Source organism: Burkholderia sp. BKH01, assembly GCF_025685725.1.
Classification (GTDB): domain Bacteria; phylum Pseudomonadota; class Gammaproteobacteria; order Burkholderiales; family Burkholderiaceae; genus Burkholderia; species Burkholderia pyrrocinia_C.
Genome location: NZ_JAOTQT010000006.1, coordinates 179,992 through 202,743, shown reverse-complemented (window position 1 = coordinate 202,743; position 22,752 = coordinate 179,992). Strand labels below are relative to the sequence as shown.

The 22,752-nt window shown below is 68.6% G+C and carries 23 protein-coding genes and 1 pseudogene; 18 read left to right on the top strand and 6 right to left on the bottom strand.

Going from position 1 to position 22,752, the window contains the following annotated elements; translation table 11 throughout:
• Positions 1 to 3: 3 nt before the first annotated feature.
• Positions 4 to 321, bottom strand: coding sequence for a YkgJ family cysteine cluster protein (locus tag OEJ37_RS12830; protein ID WP_065500557.1), 318 nt, complete (start codon positions 319 to 321; stop codon positions 4 to 6).
• A 172-nt stretch (positions 322 to 493) separates the two neighbouring features.
• Here OEJ37_RS12830 and hemN point away from each other — a divergent pair, with 172 nt between their 5' ends.
• From hemN to OEJ37_RS12810, 4 genes are all read left to right on the top strand, one after another.
• Positions 494 to 1,885, top strand: a complete 1,392-nt coding sequence (gene hemN / locus OEJ37_RS12825; RefSeq protein ID WP_263344465.1) for an oxygen-independent coproporphyrinogen III oxidase — start codon at positions 494 to 496, stop codon at positions 1,883 to 1,885.
• 119 nt (positions 1,886 to 2,004) lie between these two features.
• A complete protein-coding gene (locus tag OEJ37_RS12820; protein ID WP_152864731.1) occupies positions 2,005 to 2,262 on the top strand; it encodes a hypothetical protein in 258 nt (85 codons plus the stop codon).
• A gap of 104 nt (positions 2,263 to 2,366) precedes the next feature.
• Entirely contained in the window at positions 2,367 to 3,023 is a 657-nt protein-coding gene (locus tag OEJ37_RS12815) for a protein-L-isoaspartate O-methyltransferase family protein (protein ID WP_263344464.1), read from the top strand.
• Positions 3,024 to 3,037: 14 nt separating this feature from the next.
• Positions 3,038 to 3,361 carry a rhodanese-like domain-containing protein gene (locus OEJ37_RS12810; protein ID WP_006488544.1) on the top strand — a complete coding sequence of 108 codons (324 nt, stop codon included), beginning with the start codon at positions 3,038 to 3,040 and terminating at the stop codon, positions 3,359 to 3,361.
• 106 nt (positions 3,362 to 3,467) lie between these two features.
• On the opposite strand, the pseudogene OEJ37_RS12805 reads toward OEJ37_RS12810, so the two are convergent.
• Positions 3,468 to 3,816, bottom strand: a pseudogene (locus tag OEJ37_RS12805) (aminotransferase class III-fold pyridoxal phosphate-dependent enzyme); the annotation flags it as partial.
• A 287-nt stretch (positions 3,817 to 4,103) separates the two neighbouring features.
• Between OEJ37_RS12805 and urtA the strand changes: the two are divergent.
• The 12 genes from urtA to ureG all read left to right on the top strand — a co-directional run bounded on the left by urtA (position 4,104) and on the right by ureG (position 15,486).
• Entirely contained in the window at positions 4,104 to 5,411 is a 1,308-nt protein-coding gene (gene urtA, locus OEJ37_RS12800) for an urea ABC transporter substrate-binding protein (protein ID WP_034182917.1), read from the top strand.
• A gap of 142 nt (positions 5,412 to 5,553) precedes the next feature.
• Positions 5,554 to 7,173, top strand: coding sequence for an urea ABC transporter permease subunit UrtB (gene urtB, locus OEJ37_RS12795; RefSeq protein ID WP_263344463.1), 1,620 nt, complete (start codon positions 5,554 to 5,556; stop codon positions 7,171 to 7,173).
• 1 nt (position 7,174) lies between these two features.
• Positions 7,175 to 8,362 (top strand): urea ABC transporter permease subunit UrtC, encoded by a 1,188-nt coding sequence (gene urtC / locus OEJ37_RS12790; RefSeq protein WP_175918984.1) that lies wholly within the window; start codon positions 7,175 to 7,177, stop codon positions 8,360 to 8,362.
• On the top strand, positions 8,359 to 9,216 hold the full coding sequence (gene urtD, locus OEJ37_RS12785) for an urea ABC transporter ATP-binding protein UrtD (protein WP_096472647.1): 858 nt from the start codon (positions 8,359 to 8,361) through the stop codon (positions 9,214 to 9,216). Before urtC ends, urtD begins: the two co-directional genes overlap by 4 nt.
• A 4-nt stretch (positions 9,217 to 9,220) precedes the next feature.
• Complete coding sequence (gene urtE / locus OEJ37_RS12780) at positions 9,221 to 9,913, top strand: urea ABC transporter ATP-binding subunit UrtE (protein WP_047900002.1); 693 nt, start codon at positions 9,221 to 9,223, stop codon at positions 9,911 to 9,913.
• 142 nt (positions 9,914 to 10,055) lie between these two features.
• A complete protein-coding gene (locus OEJ37_RS12775; protein WP_263344462.1) occupies positions 10,056 to 10,931 on the top strand; it encodes an urease accessory protein UreD in 876 nt (291 codons plus the stop codon).
• Positions 10,932 to 11,168: 237 nt separating this feature from the next.
• Complete coding sequence (gene ureA / locus OEJ37_RS12770) at positions 11,169 to 11,471, top strand: urease subunit gamma (protein ID WP_006406310.1); 303 nt, start codon at positions 11,169 to 11,171, stop codon at positions 11,469 to 11,471.
• 8 nt (positions 11,472 to 11,479) lie between these two features.
• Positions 11,480 to 11,785: an urease subunit beta gene (locus OEJ37_RS12765; RefSeq protein ID WP_034182910.1), complete on the top strand. Its 306-nt coding sequence runs from the start codon at positions 11,480 to 11,482 to the stop codon at positions 11,783 to 11,785.
• Between the two features lie 38 nt (positions 11,786 to 11,823).
• Positions 11,824 to 13,530 carry an urease subunit alpha gene (ureC, locus tag OEJ37_RS12760; protein WP_174420075.1) on the top strand — a complete coding sequence of 569 codons (1,707 nt, stop codon included), beginning with the start codon at positions 11,824 to 11,826 and terminating at the stop codon, positions 13,528 to 13,530.
• A gap of 24 nt (positions 13,531 to 13,554) precedes the next feature.
• Positions 13,555 to 14,154, top strand: coding sequence for an urease accessory protein UreE (gene ureE / locus OEJ37_RS12755; protein WP_263344461.1), 600 nt, complete (start codon positions 13,555 to 13,557; stop codon positions 14,152 to 14,154).
• Positions 14,141 to 14,821 carry an urease accessory protein UreF gene (locus OEJ37_RS12750; RefSeq protein ID WP_174420073.1) on the top strand — a complete coding sequence of 227 codons (681 nt, stop codon included), beginning with the start codon at positions 14,141 to 14,143 and terminating at the stop codon, positions 14,819 to 14,821. Before ureE ends, OEJ37_RS12750 begins: the two co-directional genes overlap by 14 nt.
• Before the next feature lie 17 nt (positions 14,822 to 14,838).
• Positions 14,839 to 15,486 (top strand): urease accessory protein UreG, encoded by a 648-nt coding sequence (gene ureG, locus OEJ37_RS12745; protein ID WP_034182906.1) that lies wholly within the window; start codon positions 14,839 to 14,841, stop codon positions 15,484 to 15,486.
• A gap of 62 nt (positions 15,487 to 15,548) precedes the next feature.
• Here ureG and waaA read toward each other — a convergent pair whose 3' ends face one another.
• From waaA to OEJ37_RS12725, 4 genes are all read right to left on the bottom strand, one after another.
• Positions 15,549 to 16,895: a lipid IV(A) 3-deoxy-D-manno-octulosonic acid transferase gene (gene waaA, locus OEJ37_RS12740; protein WP_263344460.1), complete on the bottom strand. Its 1,347-nt coding sequence runs from the start codon at positions 16,893 to 16,895 to the stop codon at positions 15,549 to 15,551.
• A gap of 37 nt (positions 16,896 to 16,932) precedes the next feature.
• On the bottom strand, positions 16,933 to 17,817 hold the full coding sequence (locus tag OEJ37_RS12735) for a Kdo hydroxylase family protein (RefSeq protein ID WP_174420071.1): 885 nt from the start codon (positions 17,815 to 17,817) through the stop codon (positions 16,933 to 16,935).
• A 25-nt stretch (positions 17,818 to 17,842) separates the two neighbouring features.
• Positions 17,843 to 18,838: a lipopolysaccharide heptosyltransferase I gene (gene waaC / locus OEJ37_RS12730; RefSeq protein ID WP_174420070.1), complete on the bottom strand. Its 996-nt coding sequence runs from the start codon at positions 18,836 to 18,838 to the stop codon at positions 17,843 to 17,845.
• A gap of 175 nt (positions 18,839 to 19,013) precedes the next feature.
• The gene (locus tag OEJ37_RS12725; RefSeq protein WP_263344459.1) at positions 19,014 to 20,408 is read right to left on the bottom strand and encodes a phosphomannomutase/phosphoglucomutase; all 1,395 of its coding nucleotides are present in this window, start codon (positions 20,406 to 20,408) and stop codon (positions 19,014 to 19,016) included.
• Positions 20,409 to 20,655: 247 nt separating this feature from the next.
• On the opposite strand from OEJ37_RS12725, the gene OEJ37_RS12720 reads away from it, so the two are divergent.
• Together OEJ37_RS12720 and OEJ37_RS12715 are read left to right on the top strand one after the other, a co-directional pair.
• On the top strand, positions 20,656 to 21,912 hold the full coding sequence (locus tag OEJ37_RS12720) for an oligosaccharide flippase family protein (RefSeq protein ID WP_263344458.1): 1,257 nt from the start codon (positions 20,656 to 20,658) through the stop codon (positions 21,910 to 21,912).
• The gene (locus OEJ37_RS12715) at positions 21,909 to 22,733 is read left to right on the top strand and encodes a glycosyltransferase (protein WP_263344457.1); all 825 of its coding nucleotides are present in this window, start codon (positions 21,909 to 21,911) and stop codon (positions 22,731 to 22,733) included. The genes OEJ37_RS12720 and OEJ37_RS12715 overlap by 4 nt, the downstream gene beginning before the upstream one ends.
• Positions 22,734 to 22,752: the final 19 nt, after the last annotated feature.

The window sequence follows — 22,752 nt, the reverse complement described above, 5'->3', positions numbered from 1 at the left end:
CCGCTACCGCCCCATGCCGCCACGCGGCGACGGCTGCGTCGCGGCCTCGAGGCGCGTGAGCCACGCGAGCGCATCGTCGCGCGATGCGCCGCACATGTCGGCGGACGGTTGCAGCCCCGAACAGCACGCGGGCCGCTCGGGCCGGCCGAAGATCCGGCAGCGCAGGTCGTCGCCGAGCTGCACGCAGCGCACGCCGGCCGGCTTGCCGTCGGGCATGCCCGGAATGGGGCTGGAAATCGACGGCGCGATGCAGCACGCGCCGCAGCCCTCGCGGCACGCATGCGGCGGCGGGACATCGGCGGGCGCCGGGCGGACAGGCATTTCGACGGACACTCGGCTCTCTCGAACGAACAACAAAAAACGGTGCGACAACCGGACGCGGTGTCCGGCAGCCCACCCCGCATTGTGCCATCGCCGGCTGCGACGTTATTACGCAATGCAGCCGAATCGCGCGTTTATATACTCGAAAGCATCTGAAAAGCGCGAGACCATCATGAGCTCCGGTTCTGCCGACATAATGTTCCGTCCCGATTTGCTCACGAAATACGGCGCGAACGGGCCGCGCTATACGTCGTACCCTACCGCGCTGCAGTTTCGCGACGATTTCGATCCGGCCGACTACGTGCGCGCGGCCGGCGACCCCGGCGCGTCGTCGAGCGACCTGTCGCTGTATTTCCACATCCCGTTCTGCAACACCGCGTGCTTCTACTGCGGCTGCAACAAGATCGCGACCAACAATCGCCGCCGCGCGCGCCCGTATCTCGACCAGCTCAAGCGCGAAATGGCGCTGCAGGCCGCGCTGTTCGATCCGTCGCGCCCGGTCACGCAGCTGCACTGGGGCGGCGGCACGCCGACCTTTCTTTCCGACGACGAAACGGCCGAGCTGATGGCGGCCACCCGCGAGCACTTCGCGCTCGCACCGGACGCCGACGCCGAGTTCTCGATCGAGATCGACCCGCGCACGGTCACGCCCGCGACGCTCGTGCACCTGCGCACGATCGGCTTCAACCGGCTGAGCCTCGGCGTGCAGGATTTCGATCCGGTCGTGCAGCAGGCGATCAACCGCATCCAGCCGCTCGCGATGACGGCCGACCTGCTCGGCGCCGCGCGCGCGACGGGCTTCCATTCGGTCAGCGTCGACCTGATCTACGGGCTGCCGCACCAGACGGTCGCCGTGTTCGCGCGCACGCTCGAGACGATCATCGAACTCGCGCCCGACCGGCTGTCGGTGTTCGGCTACGCGCACATGCCGCACCTGTTCAAGATGCAGCGGCAGATCGACGATGCGACGCTGCCGCCACCCGAAACGCGCATCGCGCTGCTCGGCCTCGCGATCGACATGCTGACGTCGGCCGGCTACGTGTACATCGGGATGGACCACTTCGCGCGGCCGTCCGACGAGCTCGTGCGCGCGCAGCGCAACGGCACGCTGCAGCGCAATTTCCAGGGCTACAGCACGCGCGCGGATACCGACCTCGTCGGCTTCGGCGTGTCGTCGATCGGCAAGGTCGGCGACGTCTACGCGCAGAACGCGAAGGATCTGCCCGCGTACGGCGCCGCGCTCGACGCGGGCCGACTGCCGATCGCGCGCGGCGTGCGGCTCACGCCCGACGACCGGCTGCGCCGCGACGTGATCACGCAACTGATGTGCAACCTCGAACTGCCGTTCTCGCACGTCGAGGCCGCGCACGGCATCCGCTTCGCCGATCATTTCGCGCGCGAGCTCGACGCGCTGCGCCCGTTCGAGCGCGACGGGCTGCTGACGATCGCGGGCGACCGCCTGACGATCCATCCGGCCGGCCGGATGGTCGTGCGCAACATAGCGATGGCGTTCGACGCGTATCTCGGCCACGCGCCGCGGCAACGCTACTCGCGCACGGTCTAGGGCCAGTTCCCGCCGATAAGGGGCTTGCGAACGTGCGTTGCCGCCGGCAAACCGGCGGCCGCACGCGGCCCGGCCGGTTTGATACAGTGTGGGGCTTCCGCTCCGCCAGAACCCCCACGATGCGCACCACCAAAGCGACCTACGCGGTCGAACGCCTGAAGACCCGCTCCGGCAACCCGCAATTCGCGGCCGTCGCGATGGCGGGCGGCCTGTTCTATCTCGTCGACCGCTCGGGCGGCACCGCCGAGAAGTGCTGCGAGCCGCTGCCGCTCGACGAGTTCGTCAAGTTCGTCGACGAATTCGGCCCCAAAAAGCCGCGCAAGGCGAGCAAGCTCGACCTCGCATTCGAGGCACAGATCAAGAAGAGCAAAGGATAAAGGTCTGTTGCAGGCCGCCTGAAGGCTTGACCTCCGCCCTGTTTGGTACAATCGCGGGGTTTATCTACCCCCGCTGATGGCCGACCAGGCTGCATGACCACACCATGAATATCGAAAACGCGCGTTTCAACATGATCGAACAGCAGATCCGGCCGTGGGACGTGCTGGATCTGGACGTCCTGGGCCTGCTGTCGATCGTCAAGCGTGAAAACTACGTTCCGGTCGAATACCGCGATCTCGCGTTCGCCGATCTCGAACTGCCGCTGCCCGGCGGCCGCAGCAAGATGCTGTTCCCGCGCGTCGAAGCGCGCGTGCTGCAGGAGCTGACGGTCAAGAAGCACGAGAACGTGCTGCTGATCGGCGCGGGCTCGGGCTACCTGGCCGCGCTGTTCGCGCACCGCGCGCAGCACGTGACGGCCGTCGAAATCGATCCGGCGATCGCGAAGTTCGCGGAAGACAACCTCCGCAACGACGGCGTGACCAACGTGGAAGTCGTGCTCGGCGACGGTTCGCGCGGCTGGGCCGGCAAGGCGCCGTACGACGTGATCTGCGTCGCGGGCGGCCTGCCCGTCGTGCCGCAGGAAATGCTCGAACAGCTGAAGGTCGGCGGCCGCCTGTCGGCATTCGTCGGCGGCCGTCCGGTGATGAAGGCGCAGATCATCACGCGCATCGACGACAAGCAGTATCGCGTCGCCGACGTGTTCGAAACCTATATCGACCACCTCGTCAACGCGATCGAGCCCTCGCGTTTCAAGTTCTGAGCGGCGGAGCCTCCATGCAGATCCTGACGCCCGCGATGCTCGCGGAATGGCTCGGCGATACGGCGCGCCCCGCGCCGGTCGTGCTCGACGTGCGCGAGCCGTGGGAAATCGCGACCGCGCAGATCGCCGGCAGCGTATCGATTCCGATGCAGCAGATCCCCGCGCGCAGCGAAGAGCTCGACGACGAAGCGGAAATCGTCTGCGTGTGCCATCACGGGATGCGCAGCGCCCAGGTCGCGATGTTCCTCGAATCGCGCGGCTTCACGAAGCTGTACAACCTGCAGGGCGGAATCGACGCGTGGTCGCGCGACGTCGATCCGTCCGTGCCGCGTTACTGATCTCTCCGGCGGCGCATCGCGCGCCGCCGCGCCGGCAAGTTCGCGCCGGCCGCACCGATCCGCCGAACGGGCGCGCACTGCGCGCCCGTTTCTCATTCCAGCCCTGCTCCGTTTCCCTCTGCGCGTCGGCGACGATCGCGAACAGCCCGGCCATCTGCGCGTCGTCGATGACGAGCGACGGCGAGAACGCGAGGATGTCGCCCGTATCGCGGATCATCGCGCCCTTCTCCTTCTGATAGCACCTGACGAACACGTCGTACGCGCGCGCCCGGCTTGCCGTCGCGCGGCTTCAGCGCGACGCCGCCGACCAGGCCGGGATTGCGCACGTCGATCACGTGCCGCGCGTCCTTCAGCTCGTGGATCTCGCGCTCGAACACGGGCGCCATCTGCGCGGCGCGCGCGAACAGTTGCTCGCGCTCGTACAGGTCGATCGTCGCGCACGCGGCGGCGGCCGCGCGCGTGGCCGCGCCAGTACGGTGCGTAGACAGGGCGCACGGCGGCCCGAACAGCGAGTGCAGGCACCGGAACGGGGAATCACATCCGTGCACCATTTGCGCCCGCGAACCTGCACCGCAACGGACCGCGCGTGCTGCACGACGCGTCATCCGCACCGCCGCGACGCCCGGCACTGCGCCGCACAGGCACGCCGGGCGTGCATCCGCGCGACTGGCACATGCCTTGCGTTACCCGATGGCCGGCGCCGCCACGGCGCACGCACATCCAACACGTCAAGGGGAAACAGATGAAACGTCGCAGTCTGTTGAAGTTCGGTTCGATGGCCGGCGCGCTCGCGCTGGCGGGCAAGAGCCCGTTCGCGCATGCGGCGGATGCGGGCACCGGCCCGATCAAGGTTGGCATCCTGCACTCGCTGTCGGGCACGATGGCGATCTCGGAGACGTCGCTGAAGGACACCGCGCTGATGACGATCGCCGACATCAACAAGAGCGGCGGCGTGATGGGCCGCAAGCTCGAGCCCGTGGTGGTCGATCCCGCGTCGAACTGGCCGCTGTTCGCCGAGAAGGCGCGGCAGTTGCTCACGCAGGACAAGGTCGCGTGCGTGTTCGGCTGCTGGACGTCGGTGTCGCGCAAGTCCGTGCTGCCGGTGTTCGAGGAACTGAACGGGCTGCTCTATTACCCGGTGCAGTACGAAGGCGAGGAAATGTCGCGCAACGTGTTCTACACGGGTGCCGCGCCGAACCAGCAGGCGATCCCGGCCGTCGAGTACCTGATGAGCGCGGAAGGCGGCGGCGCGAAGCGCTTCTTCCTGCTCGGCACCGACTACGTGTATCCGCGCACGACCAACAAGATCCTGCGCGCGTTCCTGAAATCGAAGGGCGTGAAGGACGCCGACATTCAGGAGGTCTACACGCCGTTCGGCCACAGCGATTACCAGACCATCGTCGCGAACATCAAGACCTTCTCGCAGGGCGGCAAGACGACCGTGATCTCGACGATCAACGGCGACTCGAACGTGCCGTTCTACAAGGAGCTCGGCAACCAGGGCATCAAGGCGACCGACGTACCGGTCGTCGCGTTCTCGGTCGGCGAGGAGGAACTGCGCGGGATCGACACGAAGCCGCTCGTCGGCCACCTCGCCGCGTGGAACTACTTCATGTCGGTGAAAAACCCGACCAACACGAAGTTCAAGGACCAGTTCGCCGCATGGGTGAAGGCGAACAACCTGCCGGGCGGCGCGAAGCGCGTGACCAACGACCCGATGGAAGCGACCTACGTGGGCATCCACATGTGGAAGCAGGCCGTCGAGAAGGCGAAGAGCACCGACGTCGACAAGGTGCGCGTCGCGATGATCGGCCAGACCGTCGCCGCGCCGTCGGGCTTCACGCTCGCGATGGACGGCAACCATCACCTGCACAAGCCGGTGATGATCGGCGAGATCCGCGGCGACGGGCAGTTCAACGTCGTGTGGAAGACGAAGACCGCGGTGCGCGCGCAGCCGTGGAGCCCGTTCATCGCGGGCAACCAGGGCAAGCCGGACATCGTCTCGTCGATCCCCGCGTTCCTGCGCCGGCAGCGCGCGGCGCTGGCCTGACGCGGTGCGGCGCGTCGCGCATCGGCGTGACGTGCCGCTCGCATGCCGGTGCCGACGCGCCGGCCGTGCCTGCGGTGACGAACCGCAAGCGCCGGCGCCTCGCCGCATGAATCTGCTTCCCCACGCCCGACAGGAATTCCCGATGCCTATCCGCTTTCGCCGAGCCGCCGTCGCGATCGTCGCGTGCACCGCCCTCGCGGGTGCACTGCCGCGCGCCGCGTTCGCGCTGACGGCCGCCGATACCGCCGCGCTTGCCGGCGACGACTTCGATGCGAAGACGTCCGCGATCGACCGGCTCGCCGCCGATGCCGATCCGCGCGCCGTTGCCGTGCTCAACGCGCTGTCGACCGGCGACGCGCTCGCGACCGGCGACGGCCGCCTGCTGATCCAGAGCGGCGACACCGCGCACGAAGCGCTCACGCAGGCCGCGACACCGGCCGGCGACGCGCAGCCCGTGATGCTGAACAATCTGCTGCGCACGAAGATCGCGGGCGCACTGTCGGGCCTCGCGCTCGCATCGCCCGACGTCGCCGCGCGACGCGACGCGATCGATGCACTGCTGAAGTCGCCGGACCCGGCACTCAAACCGATGATCGACCGCGCCCGTGCGAAGGAAACCGATCCCGCGCTGAAGCGTCGCCTCGATGCGCTGTGGGCGATCGCCGCGCTGCACGATGCCGATCCGGCGAAACGCCTCGAAGCCGTGCAGGTGGTGGCCGCGCGCCGCGACCTCGACATGATCGAACAACTGCGCCCGCTCGTCGCGAAGAACGCGGACGGCAGCTACGCGGAGCCCGACGCGCGCGTGCGCGATGCCGCGCAGCAAGGGCTTGACGCATTGCACTCGCTGCAGCGCCGCGGCGAGATCGTCGGCACGCTGTTCGCGGGCCTGTCGCTCGGCAGCGTGCTGCTGCTCGCCGCGCTCGGCCTCGCGATCACGTACGGGCTGATCGGCGTGATCAACATGGCGCACGGCGAATTCCTGATGATCGGTGCGTACGCAACCTATGTCGTACAGACGCTGATCCAGCGCTACGCGCCCGGCGCATTCGACTGGTATCCGCTCGTCGCCGTGCCCGCGTCGTTCGCGACGGCCGCGCTCGTCGGCATCGTGCTCGAACGGCTCGTGCTGCGGCACCTGTACGGCCGCCCGCTCGAGACATTGCTCGCGACCTTCGGCGTGAGCCTGATCCTGATCCAGGCGACACGCATGCTGTTCGGCGCGCAGAACGTGCAGGTCGTGAACCCGTCGTGGATGAGCGGCGGCGTGACCGTGATGCAGAACCTGATCCTGCCGTACAACCGGCTCGCGATCCTCGCGTTCGCGCTTGCGGTGGTGTTCGTCGCGTGGGCCGTGCTGACGAAGACGCGGCTCGGCCTGTTCGTGCGCGCGGTCACGCAGAACCGCCGGATGGCCGCGTGCGTCGGCGTGAAGACCGCGCGCGTCGACGCGTATGCGTTCGCATTCGGCGCGGGCATCGCGGGCCTCGGCGGCTGCGCGCTGTCGCAGATCGGCAACGTGGGGCCCGATCTCGGCCAGAACTACATCATCGATTCGTTCATGGCGGTCGTGCTCGGCGGCGTCGGACAGATCGCCGGCACCGTGCTCGGCGGCTTCGGGCTCGGCCTCGCGAGCAAGGCGATCGAGCCGTTCTGGGGCGCCGTGCTCGCGAAGATCGCGGTGCTCGTGATGATCGTGCTGTTCATCCAGAAACGCCCTCAGGGCATGTTCGCCCCGAAGGGCCGCAGCGCGGAGGCTTGACGTGACTTTCATTACCGATTCGATGTCGAACCCGGTCGCCGGTGCACCGAAGCCCGCTGCCGCCGCACGCGCGGCAGACGGCTTCGCGCTCGGCCTGCCACCGCGCCCTGCGCTGCTGTCGCGCCGCGCATGGCTCGCGCTCGTCGCGCTGTGCATCGCGATCGGCATCGGCGTGCCGCTCGCCGCGCTCGTCGCGCCCGAAGCGAGCGCATTCCATCTGTCCGCCTACGCGATGACGCTCGCGGGCAAGCTGATGTGCTACGCGATCGCCGCGCTCGCGCTCGATCTCGTATGGGGCTACTGCGGGATTCTTAGCCTCGGCCACGGGCTGTTCTTCGCGCTCGGCGGCTATGCGATCGGCATGTACCTGATGCGCGAGATCGGCCGCGACGGCAAGTACGGCAGCGACCTGCCCGACTTCATGGTGTTCCTCGACTGGCACCAGTTGCCGTGGTACTGGGGCGGCACGCAGCATCTCGCGTGGGCGCTCGCGCTCGTCGTGCTCGTGCCGGCCGTGCTCGCGTGGGTGTTCGGCTTCTTCACGTTCCGCTCGCGCGTGAAAGGCGTGTACCTGTCGATCATCACGCAGGCGCTGACGTTCGCCGCGATGCTGCTGTTCTATCGCAACGAGACGGGCTTCGGCGGCAACAACGGCTTCACCGACTTCAAGCGCATCGCGGGTTTCGCGATCACGTCGCCCGGCACGCGCACGGTGCTGTTGCTGCTGACGTTCGCGACGCTGGTGCTCGCGTTCATCGCCGCGCGCGCGATCGTCACGAGCAAGCTCGGGCGCGTCGTCACCGCGGTGCGCGACGGCGAGACTCGGCTGATGTTCCTCGGCTACAGCCCGCTCGCGTACAAGCTGTTCGTGTGGACCGTGTCGGCCGTGCTGTGCGGCATCGCCGGCGCGTTGTACGTGCCGCAGGTCGGCATCATCAACCCTGGCGAGATGTCGCCCGGCAACTCGATCGAGATGGCGATCTGGGTCGCGGTGGGCGGGCGCGGCACGCTGATCGGGCCGATCGTCGGCGCGTTCGCGGTGAACGGCGCGAAGAGCCTGTTTACCGCGTACTTCGCCGAATACTGGCTGTTCTTCCTCGGCCTGATCTTCGTGCTCGTGCCGCTGCTGCTGCCGCGCGGGATCATGGGCCTCGTCGAAACCGTGCTCGCGAAGGGGAAACGTGCATGAACGGAACGGCCCTCTACCAATTCACGCCGCCGCCGGAAGACGAGCTGCTGGCCGTCAGCGGCACCGCTTCGATGGGCCGCGTCGTACCGCCCGGCATCGACACGTCGCACGGCACGATCCTGTACCTCGAGGACATCGAAGTGAGCTTCGACGGCTTCCGCGCGCTGAAGAAACTGTCGCTCGCGATCGACGCGGGCGAGCTGCGCTGCGTGATCGGCCCGAACGGCGCCGGCAAGACGACGATGATGGACGTGATCACCGGCAAGACGCGCCCCGACGCCGGCAAGGTGTTTCTCGGCCAGACGCTCGACCTCGCGCGGATGAGCGAGCCCGAGATCGCGCGCACCGGCATCGGCCGCAAGTTCCAGAAACCGACCGTGTTCGAGCAGCACCCGGTGTGGGAAAACCTCGAACTCGCGATGCAGACCGACAAGGGCTGGCTCGCATCGCTGCGCGCGCGACTCGACCGCACGGCGCAGGCGAAGATCGAGGAGACGCTCGCGCTGATCGGCCTCGAAAGCCATGCGTTTCGCGCGGCCGGCGAACTGTCGCACGGGCAGAAGCAGCGGCTCGAGATCGGCATGCTGCTGATGCAGCGCCCCGCGCTGCTGCTGCTCGACGAGCCGGCGGCCGGGATGACCGACCACGAGACGATGGAACTCGCCGAACTGCTGAACACGCTGCGCGGCACCTGCTCGATGATGGTCGTCGAGCACGACATGGAATTCGTCGCGGCGCTCGCCGGTGACACCGGCTGCGTGACGGTGATGGCCGAAGGCGCGGTGCTCGCGCAAGGCACGCTCGACCAGGTCAAGCGCGACGACGCGGTGATCGAGTCTTACCTCGGACGATGAAACGATGCTGAAGATCGAAGCACTGAACCAGTACTACGGCGGCAGCCATATCCTGCGCAACGTGAACCTCGCCGCCGACGACGGCAAGCTCACCGTGCTGCTCGGCCGCAACGGCGTCGGCAAGAGCACGCTGCTGCGCTGCCTGATGGGCGTGGTCGCCGCGAAAAGCGGCACCGTTTCGTGGCGCGGCACGGCGCTCGGCGCGCTGCCGCCGTATGCGCGCGTCGCGGCTGGGCTCGCGTACGTGCCGCAGGGCCGCGACATCTTTCCGCGGTTGACCGTCGAGGAGAACCTGCTCGTCGGCGCGGCGAGCCGCAAGGCGCCGTCGAAGGTGCCGGACCGCATCTACGACCTGTTCCCGGTGCTGAAGGACATGCGCGCGCGGCGCGGCGGCGACCTGTCGGGCGGCCAGCAGCAGCAACTCGCGATCGGCCGCGCGCTGATGAGCGAGCCGCAGCTGCTGATCCTCGACGAGCCGACCGAGGGCATCCAGCCGTCGATCATCCAGGACATCGGCCGCACGCTGCGCCAGCTCGTCGACGAATCGAACATGACGGTGCTTCTCGTCGAACAGTATTACGATTTCGCGCGCTCGATCGCGGATCGCTACTGGGTGATGAGCCGCGGCGAGATCGTCGCGGGCGGCGACGCGCGCGACATGGAGACGAACGGCGTGCGCGAACTGATCGCGGTGTGACGCGCGGCGCGGCAGCGGGCACGGGCGTGCGGTTCGCGGTGCGGCCACATGCGGCGCTTTCAACGAACGCGGCATCTGGATTATTGTTCCGGTAGCATCCACGTTCTTCGCGCCCGTTTCTCTCGTTGCCCGCTCGCCGCCGATGTCCGCCCCCGATTCCCACGCCCCGCTGTCCCGCCCCGCCGTCGCCAAGTCGTGGCGCGGCCGCCTCGAACTCGGCTTCGAGCGGCACGGCGCACGCACGACGCTCGCGCACCGGCTGCACGACGGCCCGCTGCGCGTGCAGCGGCCGCTGTACCCGGAAGGCGACGCGATCTGCCATGCGGTGATCGTCCACCCGCCGGGCGGCGTCGCGGGCGGCGACCGGCTCGATATCGACATCGCGCTCGGCGCCGGCACGCACGCGGTGCTGACGACGCCCGGCGCGACCAAGTGGTACAAGTCGAACGGCCTCGACGCGACGCAGCGCATCGCCATTACCGTCGGCGAGAACGCGAAGCTCGACTGGCTGCCGCAGAACAACCTGTTCTTCGACGCAGCGCACGCAGCGCTCGATTTCACGGTGACGCTCGGCGCGGGCGCGAGCGCGATCGGCTGGGACGCGACGCAGCTCGGCCGGCAGGCGGCCGGCGAAACCTGGTCGGCGGGCCGCATCGCGTCGACCTCCGCGCTCGTCGATGCCGACGGCCGGCCGCTGTGGACCGAGCGCGCGCGGCTCGACGCGCACGATCCGCTGCGCGGCGCACTGCAGGGCCTCGCAGGGTTCCCCGCATACGGCACGCTGTGGGCCGCCGGCGCCGCGTGCGACGCCGCACTGGCCGAATCGCTCGCCGCGCGGATGCCGTTCGACGGCACGCTGCGCGCGGGTGCGACCTGCGTCACGCCCGGCGTCGTGCTCGTGCGCGCGCTGTCGACGTCGATGGAAGCGCTGCAGCGCCACTTCACCGATTGCTGGCTGCATCTACGGCCGATCGTGCACGGCGTCGACGCACGGCCGCTGCGCCTCTGGCAAACCTGAGCGCGCTCGCGCCACGCACCGTTTCGGCGCATCCCCACATCAGGCGTTGCACGTTACCCATGCACCGCGCACCACGAACGCGCATCGCGCTGCGTTCCATGCACATGGCACGCGCCTTGCTGCTTACATAAGCGATACACGGCGCGCGCAAAACAGCGCGGTGCTACGATGACCCGCACGTCCGCCCGGTTTCGCGCGTACCGATAACAAATTACGTTTTCCTGAACGTTTGCCTTCATGAAACTGACTCCCCGAGAAAAGGACAAGCTGCTGATCTTCACGGCGGCGCTGCTGGCCGAACGCCGTCGCGCGCGCGGCCTGAAGCTCAACTATCCGGAGGCGGTCGCCTTCATCACCGCCGCGCTGATGGAAGCCGCGCGCGACGGCAAGACGGTTGCCGAGGTGATGCACTACGGCACGACGCTGCTCACACGCGACGACGTGATGGACGGCGTGCCGGAGATGATTCCCGACATCCAGGTCGAGGCGACCTTCCCCGACGGCACGAAGCTCGTGACCGTTCATCACCCGATTCCGTGAGGCAACGCATGATCCCCGGCGAAATCCTCACCGACGACGGCGAGCACGAACTGAACGCGGGCCGCGAAACGCTGACGCTCGTCGTCGCGAACACCGGCGACCGCCCGGTGCAGGTCGGCTCGCACTACCACTTCTTCGAAGTCAACGACGCACTGTCGTTCGACCGCGCGGCCGCGCGCGGCTTCCGGCTCAACATCGCGGCCGGCACGGCCGTGCGCTTCGAGCCGGGCCAGACGCGCACCGTCGAGCTCGTCGCGCTCGCGGGCGATCGCGCCGTCTACGGTTTTCAGGGCAAGGTGATGGGGCCGCTCTGAGCGAAGCCTCACGTCCGTCTCTTCAGGAACAGCACGACATGACACTACGCTTGAGCCGCCGCGCGTACGCGGAAATGTTCGGGCCGACGACGGGCGACCGCGTCCGGCTCGCCGATACCGAACTGCTGATCGAGATCGAACGCGACTTCACGACCTACGGCGAGGAAGTGAAATTCGGCGGCGGGAAAGTGATCCGCGACGGGATGGGCCAGTCGCAGCGCGTGTCCGCCGACGTGCCCGACACGGTCATCACGAACGCGGTGATCCTCGATCACTGGGGCATCGTGAAGGCCGACATCGCAATCAAGCACGGCCGCATCGCCGCGATCGGCAAGGCCGGCAACCCGGACATCCAGCCGGGCGTGACGATCGCGATCGGCGCTGCGACCGAAGTGATCGCCGGCGAAGGGCTGATCGTGACCGCGGGCGGCATCGACACGCACATCCACTTCATCAGCCCGCAGCAGATCGACGAGGCGCTCGCATCGGGCGTCACGACAATGCTCGGCGGCGGCACGGGGCCGGCCACCGGCACCAACGCGACGACCTGCACGCCGGGCCCGTGGCACATGGAGCGGATGCTGCAGGCCGCCGACGGCTGGCCGATCAACCTCGGCTTTCTCGGCAAGGGCAACGCGAGCCTGCCGCAGCCGCTCGTCGAGCAGATCGCGGCCGGCGCGATCGGGCTGAAGCTGCACGAGGACTGGGGCACGACGCCCGCCGCGATCGACAACTGCCTGTCGGTTGCGGACGACACCGACACGCAGGTCGCGATCCACACCGACACGCTGAACGAAGCCGGCTTCGTCGAATCGACGGTCGCCGCGTTCAAGGGCCGCACGATCCACACGTACCACACCGAAGGCGCGGGCGGCGGCCATGCGCCCGACATCCTGAAGGTGTGCGGCGAGGCGAACGTGCTGCCATCGTCGACCAACCCGACGCGCCCGTACACGATCAACACGCTCGACGAGCATCTCGACATGCTGATGGTGTGCCATCACCTCGATCCGTCGATCGCCGAGGATCTTGCGTTCGCCGAATCGCGGATTCGCCGCGAGACGATCGCGGCCGAGGACATCCTGCACGATCTCGGCGCGCTGTCGATGCTGTCGTCCGATTCGCAGGCGATGGGCCGCGTCGGCGAAGTGATCATCCGCACGTGGCAAACCGCGCACAAGATGAAGGTGCAACGCGGCGCGCTGCCCGGGGACGGCGCGCGCAACGACAACTTCCGCGCGAAGCGCTACGTCGCGAAGTACACGATCAACCCGGCGATCACGCACGGGATCGCGCACGAAGTCGGTTCGATCGAGCCCGGCAAGTGGGCCGACCTCGTGCTGTGGGAGCCCGCGTTCTTCGGGATCAAGCCGTCGATGATCCTGAAGGGCGGGATGATCGCGGTCGCGCAGATGGGCGACCCGAACGCGTCGATCCCGACGCCGCAGCCCGTCCACTACCGCGAGATGTTCGCGACGCGCGGCGGCGCGCTCGCGCGTACGTCGCTGACCTTCGTGTCGCAGATGGCGGCCGATGCGGGCATCGCGGAACGCTACGGCCTCGCGAAGCAGATCGTGCCGGTGCGCAACTGCCGCAACGTGACGAAGGCCGACATGATCCACAACGCATGGCGCCCGTCGATCAGCGTCGATCCCGAAACCTACGACGTGATCGCCGACGGCCAGTTGCTCACCTGCGAGCCGGCGACGGTACTGCCGATGGCGCAGCGCTATTTCCTGTTCTGATTTCCGGTTTTCGGTTCCTGTCTTATGCGCACCCTCGACAAACGCATTGCCCCGAACGTGAAACTCGCCGCGTCGCTCGTCGCGCGCGCACCGACGCTCACGCTCGCGTATGACGCCCGCTGCAAGAGCCGCCTCGCGGCGACGCTCGACACCGGCGAGGACGTCGCGGTGCTGCTGCCGCGCGGCACCGTGCTGCGCGACGGCGACGTGCTCGTCGCCGACGACGGTGCGCTCGTGCGCGTCGCCGCGGCGCCCGAAGCCGTGCTGCTCGTGCGCGCGGCCGATCCGCTCACGCTGATGCGCGCCGCGTACCACCTCGGCAACCGTCACACGCCGGTCGAGATCGGCGACGGCTACCTGAAGCTCGAAGCCGATCCGGTGCTCGCGGACATGCTGCGCCGGCTCGGCACGCAGGTCGAAGCAGAGAACGCGCCGTTCCAGCCGGAAGCCGGTGCGTACGGCGGCGGCCACAAGCACGGGCACGACGCGACGTTCGCCGAGGATTACGCGCTCGCGCAGCAGGTGTTCGGCGAACACCACGGGCATTCGCATCCGCACGATCACGATCACGATCATCAACATGGTCCCGGATGCACGCACGGCCACGGCCATGACCACCACTGAACTCGTCGCGCTGCTGCACCTCGCGTCGCCGGCGCTGCCGATCGGCGCGTACAGCTATTCGCAGGGCCTCGAAGCCGCGCTCGACGCGAACCTGATCCACGACGCCGATTCCGCGCGCGACTGGATCGCAAGCGGCCTGACCGACGTGCTCGCGCACGGCGAACTGCCGTTCCTCGCGCACCAGCTCGCGCGCTGGCATGCGCACGACGCGCACGCGCTCGCCGCCGAAAACGCATGGTTCATCGCGAGCCGCGAATCGGCGGAACTGCGCCGCGAGACCGAACAGATGGGCTGGTCGCTCGCGCAGCTCTGCGCATCGCTCGAATGGGGCGATACCGCACGACGCGCGACGCTCGCGTCGATCTCGCCAATCGCACTGCCGACCGCATTCGCATACGCGGCCGCCGCGCATAACGCCAGCGCCGACGCGACGCTCGCCGCGTACGCCTTCGGCTGGGTCGAGAACCAGACATCCGCCGCGCTGAAGGCCGTGCCGCTCGGCCAGCTCGCCGGGCAACGCATCATCGTCGCGCTGCGCGGCGCGATCGACGCGGCCGTGCGCCGCGCGCTCGCGACGCCGCCCGATGCCGTCAACACGTTCGCGCCGCAGCTCGGCATCCTGTCCGCGCGGCACGAAACCCAGTACTCGCGGTTGTTCCGCTCCTGAACACGACGCTACTCGCCATGAACGCACCTGCTCCCTCCTCCGCCCGCCGCACGAAGAAACTGCCGCCGCTGCGCGTCGGCATCGGCGGCCCCGTCGGCTCCGGCAAGACCACGCTGCTCGAAATGCTGTGCAAGGCGATGCGCGACCGCTACGACCTCGTCGCGATCACCAACGACATCTATACGAAGGAAGACCAGCGGCTGCTGACCGTTGCGGGCGCGCTGCCCGAGGAGCGCATCATGGGCGTCGAGACGGGCGGCTGCCCGCACACCGCGATCCGCGAGGATGCTTCGATCAACCTCGAGGCCGTCGACCGGATGCTGTCGCGCTTTCCCGACGCCGACATCGTGTTCATCGAATCGGGCGGCGACAATCTCGCGGCGACGTTCAGCCCCGAGCTGTCGGACCTGACGATCTACGTGATCGACGTCGCGGGCGGCGAGAAGATTCCGCGCAAGGGCGGCCCCGGCATCACGAAGTCCGACCTGCTCGTGATCAACAAGACCGATCTCGCGCCGCTGGTCGGCGCGAACCTCGACGTGATGGCGTCCGACACGAAGAAGATGCGCGGCGAGCGGCCCTACGTGATGACGAACCTGAAGGCGCTCGACGGCGTCGCGGACGTGATCGCGTTCATCGAGAAGAAGGGCTTGCTGACGGTCTGAGCAGCGCGGCGGCGGCACACGACGCCGCCACGCATGCCCGGGCGGCATTGCGCCGCCTTCGCTTATTCGTCGGAAGTGTCCTGCTGCTCACGCTCGCCGCGTTCGGCGGGCGGCAGCAGCGCCGCGAGCACGTCGACCGTGCGCGCGGTCGCGCCGCGGTGACGCGACGCGAAGGCCGCGCCGGCCGCGCCCATCGCGATGCGCCGCGCCTTGTCGGCGAACAGCGCGTCGAGCACGTGCGCGAGATCGAGCGGATCCTCGACCTGCATCGCCGCGCCGGCCGCGACCGCGTCGGCGGTCGCCTGCGTGAAGTTGAACACGTGCGGGCCGATCAGCACCGGCACACCGACCGCGCACGCTTCGATCAGGTTCTGTCCACCGAGCGGTAGCAGGCTGCCGCCGATGAACGCGACGTCGGCGGCCGCGTAGTACGCGCCGAGTTCACCCATCGAATCGCCGAGCAGCACCGTCACGTCGCCCGGCAGCGGTTCGGCAGCCGGGTGGCCGGCCGCGAGCGCGGCCATGTCGGCGGCCCACGCCGAGCGTCGCACGCACTTGAGCCCGCCGCGCTCGACGAGCGCCTCGACCTCGGCGAAACGCTGCGGATGACGCGGCACGAGCACCAGCAGCGCGCCGGGCGTGTGCATCGCGGCGAACGCCTGCAGCACCAGCGCCTCCTCGTTCTCGCGCGTGCTGGCGGCGACCCACACGGGCCGCGTGCCGATCGCGTCGCGCCACGCATGGCCGCGCGCCGCGAGTTCCGGCGGCGTCGCCATGTCGAACTTCAGGTTGCCGAGCACGGTCACGTTGCGTGCGCCGAGCGACGTCAGCCGCTCCGCATCGGCCGGGCTCTGCGCGAGCACGCGCGAGAAGCCGCCGAACACGTCGCGCGTCGCCGCGCCGAACTTCGCCGCGCGCCGGAACGAACGCGCCGACATCCGCGCATTGGTCAGCACGAGCGGCACGTCCGCGCGGCGGCACTCGTCGATCAGCGTCGGCCACACCTCGGTTTCCATCACGAGGCCGAGCGTCGGCCGCCATGCGTGCAGGAAGCGCCGCACCAGGCCCGGCATGTCGTACGGCAGGTAGCAGCGCAGCACGCGATCGCCGAAGATCTGTTCGCCGGTCGCGCGGCCGCTCGGCGTCATGTGCGTGAGCAGGATGCGCGCATCGGGGCGCGCATGCATCAGTGCGTCGATCAGCGGCTGCGCGGCGCGCGTTTCGCCGACCGATACCGCATGCACCCAGATCAGCGGCGCACGGTCGTCGCGCGAGCGGCCCGCCACGCGGCCGAAGCGTTCGCCGACGTGCTCTCGATAGCCGCGCTCCTTGCGCGAGCGCACATAAAGCCGAATGACCGCAGCGGGTGCGACGAGCCACCACAGCGCGCGATAGATCGCCCTCAGCATGCGGCAGCCCTCGTATTGCTTCGAAGCAGGTGCGCGCTCAAACCAGCGCCCTGCCCGTCAGGCGCTCGAGAATGCCGAGCGGCGCGCATTCGCGGCGGACCATCGCATCGACCGGCAGGAAGAAGGTCTGCTCGAGCATGAACTGGCCGGACATCACAGCGTGCGAAGTCTGGTCCGAGAAACATATCCACACGCTGCCCGGCGGGAACGGCATCGTCTGCTGCGGGCTGGTCTTCTGGTAGTCGAGATCGGCCTTCATGCCGTCGTGCAGGTTCAGCATCAGGTGGTCGTACGCGCTGCGCGGCGACTTCGTCACGTGCAGCAGGTTCAGCAGCCACGCGGAACCGGGGAGCTGCGGCTTGATGCGCGGCAGGAAACGCTTCGCGACGTCCTCGAACGGTTCGCCCACGCGCCACACGCGCGGCGCGCCGGCCGGGTTCACGTTCGTGAACACGCGCAGGATGCGCTCGCCGTAGTTCGGCCGCGACGGAAACGCGTCGACGTGCAGCCGGCTGTCGTCCTTGCGCCACGACGTCTGGCGCGTCTCGACCTGCATCAGCCGCAGGCTCGTCGGCGCGACGCGCAGCTTGCCGCGGTATTCGGGGAACAGGCCGTCGACGAGCGTGCCGGCCTGCTGCTGGAAGCGCGCGACGAGCGCACGCACGGCCGACTGCGTGACGCTGTCGCCGAGCACGCCGGCGAGCGCGCCGCCGTTCGGCGCGAGGCTGATGTTCTTGCGTTTCGGATCGGCGAGCGCCGGATCGAGCAGCGCTTCCTCGCCGCCTTCGATCGCGAAGCGCAGGTGCGGGAAATACAGCACCTTGCCTTCCTCGACCGCGGCCAGCAGCTGCTCGCGCGGCGCCGACAGGTTGTGTCCGCTCCAGTCGGCGGACGGGACTTCGATGATCTGGGATTCGCTCATGATCGGTTCGCGTAAATGACAGGCGTTACAGGAGACCGAAGCCCGCGAGCGCCGACTTCACCTGCGCGATCGACGGAGGCTGCCCCGCCGTGCCGAGATTGACGACGTTCGGCGACCAGTAGCCGCCGGTCCGCCAGGCCGTCGCGAAATTGTACAGTTCGACCGTCGGACGCTTCAGCGCGGCCGCGATGTGAACCAGACCTGTATCAACCCCGACGGTCGCGGCCGCGCCGTCGATCAGGCCGACCACGGCCGGCAGCGACAGCTTCGGCGGCACGATCGCCGCCGCGCCGAACTCCTTCGCGAGCCGCTCGCTCGTCGCGCGCTCGGCGTCGTTGCCCCACGGCAGCACGAGCGACGCGCCGCGCCGCACGAGCGCCTGGCCGAGCTCGATCCACGCGGCGTCCGGCCACTGCTTGTCGGCGCGCGACGTCGCATGGACGAACACCACGTACGGCACCGGCAGGTTCAGGCCGAGCGCGGCCACCGCGAGCGCCGCCGCGCGCGTGTCGAGGCCGAAGTCGACCGGATCGGCCGGCGTCGGCACCGGGTCGCCCAGCGCGGCCGCGACGAGTTGCCGCGAGCGCTCGACGACGTGCGTGCGCGGCGCGATCGGCACGCGCTTGCGGTAGAAGAAGCGCACGGGCCATTCGTAGCCGGCGCCGTCGGTGCGGTTGCCGAGCCCGACGAGCGGGCCGCGCGCCCAGCTCGCGACCCAGGCCGTCTTGATGAGGCCCTGGCAGTCGATCACGAGGTCGTACTGCTCGGCCGCGATGCGCCGGCGGAATGCGCGGATCTCGCGCCACGTGGCGCCCGAGAACGGCTTCTTGCGCCAGCGGCGCAGCGAGAACGGCAGCACGTCGCGCACGCCGTCGACGAGCCGCACGAGGTCGACGAAGCTTTCCTCGACGAGCCAGTCGATCTGCGCATCGGGGTGGCGGCGCCGGATATCGGCGATCACCGGCATGTTGTGCACGACGTCGCCCAGCGACGATACGCGCACGATCAGGATCTTTTGCACGCTGAAAAAACGCCGGCTGACAGCCGGCGACAGACATAAAGGAGCGATTTTATCTCGCCCGGGGGAGCAGACAGACAAAAAGCGGCCGCACGCCTGTTGCGTGCGCCGCTTTTCGGGGATGGCGCGACCGCTAGATCGGCCGTCGCGCCGTTGGCGGCCCGCAGGCCGCCGACACTCAGAACGGCAGCTTGACGTCCGGCTTCGCGGCCGTCAGCACGCGGCGGAAGTCCTCCTGGATACGCTTCAACCCTTCCTGCGTCTCCGACTCGAAACGCATCACGACGACCGGCGTCGTGTTCGACGAACGCGCGAGGCCGAAGCCGTCCGGGTACTCGACGCGCAGGCCGTCGATCGTCACGACTTCCTCGGCGCCGTCGAACTTCGCCTCTTTCTGCAGCTTGTCGATCAAGCGGAAGTTCTCGCCCTCTTCGAGCCACAGCTGCAGCTCGGGCGTGCTCATCGCGTCCGGCAGCCCGTTGAGCAGCGCGCTCGGATCGGCCGTCTTCGTAAGGATCTCGAGCAGGCGCGCGCCCGTGTAGAGGCCGTCGTCGAAGCCGTACCAGCGATCCTTGAAGAACACGTGGCCGCTCATTTCGCCGGCGAGCGGCGCACCCGTCTCGCGCAGCTTCGCCTTCACGAGCGAGTGGCCCGTCTTCCACATCAGCGGCTCGCCACCCTTCGACTTCACCCACTGCGAGAGGTTACGCGTGCACTTCACGTCGTAGATGATCTGCGCGCCCGGGTTGCGCGACAGCACCTCTTCCGCGAACAGCATCAGCTGGCGGTCCGGATAGATGATCTGGCCGTCCTTCGTGACGACGCCGAGGCGGTCGCCGTCGCCGTCGAACGCGAAGCCGAGCTCGGCATCGGTGTCCTTCAGCGCCTGGATCACGTCCTGCAGGTTTTCCGGGTGCGCGGGATCGGGGTGGTGGTTCGGGAACGTGCCGTCGATGTCGGTGAAGCGCTCGACGAGTTCGCAGCCGAGCGCCTTGAACAGGCGCGTCGCGAGCGGGCCCGCGACGCCGTTGCCGGCGTCGACGACGAGCTTGATCGGCCGCGCGAGCTTCACGTCACCGACGATGCGCGCGATGTACTGATCGGCGACGTCGACCTGCTCGTAGGTGCCGCTGCCCGTCTCGAAGCGCTCGTCGACGATGCGGCGGTACAGCGCCTGGATCTGCTCGCCGTAGATCGCGGCGCCGCGCAGCACCATCTTGAAGCCGTTGTAGTCGGGCGGGTTGTGGCTGCCCGTGACGACGATGCACGAATCGATGCGGCGCTCGCCGCCCTTCAGCGCAAGCGGCACGCTCGCCGCGAAATAGCCGACCGGCGTGGGCACCATGCCGACGTCGACGACGTCGACGCCCGCCGCACGCAGGCCGTCGGCGAGTGCGCCGACGAGTTCGGGCCCGGACAGGCGGCCGTCGCGCGCGACGACGACCGCGTCGCCGCCCTGGGCGCGCACTTCGCTGCCGAATGCCCGGCCGATCCCGCGCGCCGTGTCGACGTCGAGCGTCTTGCCGACCACGCCACGAATGTCATATGCCTTGAAGATGGATTGGGAGATCATCGATTCTCTTCTCTCTCGGTTGCGTGCATGGAAAATTGTCTGGCCGCGTCTCGCCGGCGCCGCGCATGATACAAGCGGGCCCGGCGAAACTAGGAACGGAACGGCTGGAGCGGCCCCGATCCCACTTATAATCGCGGGTTTTGATGACGCGCATGTCGCCCATTTTAATGCCTAGCCGTCCCGCCGCCGCCAACCTGCTGCCTCCGGGCGCCCTGCCGGCCGCCCCGCACGCGTGCGGCCGCCGCGCATGCTGAAGCGCTTCGGCAACCCGGATGTCGCGAAGGCCGTCGCGAACCTCGTCTGGCTGGGGCTCGAACGGCTCACGCAGATCGGCGTCGCGATCGCGATCAGCGGTCTTCTGGCCCGTTATTTCGGGCCGGACGTGTTCGGCAAATGGCAGTATGCGAATACGCTCCTCCTGGTACTGGCGCCGCTCACCTGGGTGTGCGGCGCGGAAATCCTCGTTCCGACCATCGTCCAGCGCCCGCCCGCCCAGCTCGGCGCGGTGCTCGGCAGTGCATTCGCGCTGCGCATCGCCGTATCGGCCGCCGCGCTCGTCGCGACCTGGGTCGCGATCGCTGCGGGTGCCTTCGATCCGCTGGTCGGCGCGATGCTCGCGGGCCTGGCGGTCACGATGGTGTTCCGCGAGCCGTTCGTCGGCGTGATCAACGCGTGGCTGCAGAGCATGACCTACAGCAAACCGCAGCTCGTCGCCAGCATGATCACCGCGCTGGCGAAGGCGCTGCTCGTCTGGCTGCTGGTCCGTGCGGCCGCCGGCCCCGCGCGCTTCGGCTGGCTGTGGGCGCTCGAGGCCGCCGCGATCGGCTTCGCGCTGCTGCTCTACTACCGGCATCGTAACGGCGGCGCGCTCGGCTGGACGTTCGATAAGCCGCTGTTCAGGCACTTTGCGACGGCCGGCACCGTGTTCTGGCTCGGCCTCATCTGCATGTACCTGTTCCTGAAGCTCGACCGCCTGATGCTCGAGCGCCACGTGTCGTTCGCCGATCTCGGCCGCTACTCGGCCGCGCAGCAGCTCAACGAGAACTGGATCACGCTCGCGCTGATGCTCGCGCAGACGATCGCGCCCGCATTCGTCTACCGCGTGCAGGACGTCGCGCGGCTGCGCCGCAATATCGTCCGGCTGATCGCGATGACGGCCTGCCTGATGACGGCCGGCGCGCTCGTGCTCGACGCGGCCGCCCCGCTGATCGTCGGCAAGGTGTTCGGCCGCGGCTACGAGGCCTCGGTCGACATCTTCCGCTGGGCCGTCTGGCTGTCCGTGCCGGCCGGCATCGAGGCGATAGGCAATCTTATCGTTCTCAAATATCAAGCAAAATTCGTGTTGCTGTCGAAATGGCTGCTCGCGCTCGCGATCGCCGCGCTCGTCAACCTGTTCGCGATCCCGCGGCTCGGCCTGTACGGCGCGCTCGTCGGGCTGGCGGCCGGCTACCTGGCCGCGGCCGCCGTCAATTTTTATTACATCCGTTTCAAGCTGCAAACATGACGTCATCCGATTGCCCGCCCCCGCTTGACGACGTGGCCGTGCTGATGCCGGCCTACAACGGGCACGACGACGTCGTCCGGACGCTCGCGTCGTTTCGCGAGGACACGCCCGTGCACGTACTGATCGTCGACGACGGCAGCACGCCGCCGATCGTCGCGCCCGACCTGCCCGGCCTCGCGATCGAGGTGCTGCGCATGCCGCGCAACGGCGGCATCGAGCGCGCACTGGCGGCCGGCATCGACGCGCTCGCGGCACGCGGCTTCCGTTATGCGGCGCGCATCGACGCGGGCGATCTCGCCGCGCCGCAGCGCCTCGCGAAGGAGCGCGCGTATCTCGGCGCCCATTCGCGCGTGGCCTGCGTCGGCATGTGGACGCAGGTCGTGTCGCGTGCCGGCGAGCCGCGCTTCATGCTGACGCCGCCCGCCGATCCGCGCACGCTGCGCCGCACGCGCTTCCTGCGCTCGCCGCTCGTGCATCCGTCGGTGATGCTGCGCATCGACGCCGTGCTGGAGGTCGGCAACTATCGCGAGAAATACCGCGCGGCCGAGGATCTCGATCTTTTTTTACGGTTAATGCAACGCTACGATTGCGCGAACCTGCCGGAACTCGGCCTTTATTACGAACTCAACGAGGGCGGGATCAGCGCGACCAAACGCCGGCGCCAGCTGGTGTCGACGCTGTCGCTGCTGCTGAGCCACTTCAACGCGCTGAACCCGTACGACTGGGCCGGCCTCGCCAAGAACCTGCTGCATTTCGTGACGCCGTACCGCACGCTGCAGCGGATCAAGCAGACGCTGTTCGCCGCGCGGCCGTCCGCTTGAGCCCGGCCCCGGCACCCGC

Bases quoted from the DNA above. Each gene is read 5' to 3' on its own strand.
- OEJ37_RS12810 (WP_006488544.1), top strand. From the start codon at position 3,038: ATGCAGATCCTGACGCCCGCGATGCTCGCGGAATGGCTCGGCGATACG.
- ureG (WP_034182906.1), top strand. From the start codon at position 14,839: ATGAACGCACCTGCTCCCTCCTCCGCCCGCCGCACGAAGAAACTGCCG.
- OEJ37_RS12715 (WP_263344457.1), top strand. From the start codon at position 21,909: ATGACGTCATCCGATTGCCCGCCCCCGCTTGACGACGTGGCCGTGCTG.
- urtD (WP_096472647.1), top strand. From the start codon at position 8,359: ATGAACGGAACGGCCCTCTACCAATTCACGCCGCCGCCGGAAGACGAG.
- urtB (WP_263344463.1), top strand. From the start codon at position 5,554: ATGCCTATCCGCTTTCGCCGAGCCGCCGTCGCGATCGTCGCGTGCACC.
- OEJ37_RS12720 (WP_263344458.1), top strand. From the start codon at position 20,656: ATGCTGAAGCGCTTCGGCAACCCGGATGTCGCGAAGGCCGTCGCGAAC.
- ureC (WP_174420075.1), top strand. From the start codon at position 11,824: ATGACACTACGCTTGAGCCGCCGCGCGTACGCGGAAATGTTCGGGCCG.
- ureE (WP_263344461.1), top strand. From the start codon at position 13,555: ATGCGCACCCTCGACAAACGCATTGCCCCGAACGTGAAACTCGCCGCG.
- urtA (WP_034182917.1), top strand. From the start codon at position 4,104: ATGAAACGTCGCAGTCTGTTGAAGTTCGGTTCGATGGCCGGCGCGCTC.
- OEJ37_RS12775 (WP_263344462.1), top strand. From the start codon at position 10,056: ATGTCCGCCCCCGATTCCCACGCCCCGCTGTCCCGCCCCGCCGTCGCC.
- OEJ37_RS12830 (WP_065500557.1), bottom strand. From the start codon at position 321: ATGCCTGTCCGCCCGGCGCCCGCCGATGTCCCGCCGCCGCATGCGTGC.
- OEJ37_RS12735 (WP_174420071.1), bottom strand. From the start codon at position 17,817: ATGAGCGAATCCCAGATCATCGAAGTCCCGTCCGCCGACTGGAGCGGA.
- hemN (WP_263344465.1), top strand. From the start codon at position 494: ATGAGCTCCGGTTCTGCCGACATAATGTTCCGTCCCGATTTGCTCACG.
- waaA (WP_263344460.1), bottom strand. From the start codon at position 16,895: ATGCTGAGGGCGATCTATCGCGCGCTGTGGTGGCTCGTCGCACCCGCT.
- OEJ37_RS12725 (WP_263344459.1), bottom strand. From the start codon at position 20,408: ATGATCTCCCAATCCATCTTCAAGGCATATGACATTCGTGGCGTGGTC.
- OEJ37_RS12765 (WP_034182910.1), top strand. From the start codon at position 11,480: ATGATCCCCGGCGAAATCCTCACCGACGACGGCGAGCACGAACTGAAC.
- OEJ37_RS12750 (WP_174420073.1), top strand. From the start codon at position 14,141: ATGACCACCACTGAACTCGTCGCGCTGCTGCACCTCGCGTCGCCGGCG.
- ureA (WP_006406310.1), top strand. From the start codon at position 11,169: ATGAAACTGACTCCCCGAGAAAAGGACAAGCTGCTGATCTTCACGGCG.
- OEJ37_RS12820 (WP_152864731.1), top strand. From the start codon at position 2,005: ATGCGCACCACCAAAGCGACCTACGCGGTCGAACGCCTGAAGACCCGC.
- OEJ37_RS12815 (WP_263344464.1), top strand. From the start codon at position 2,367: ATGAATATCGAAAACGCGCGTTTCAACATGATCGAACAGCAGATCCGG.
- urtE (WP_047900002.1), top strand. From the start codon at position 9,221: ATGCTGAAGATCGAAGCACTGAACCAGTACTACGGCGGCAGCCATATC.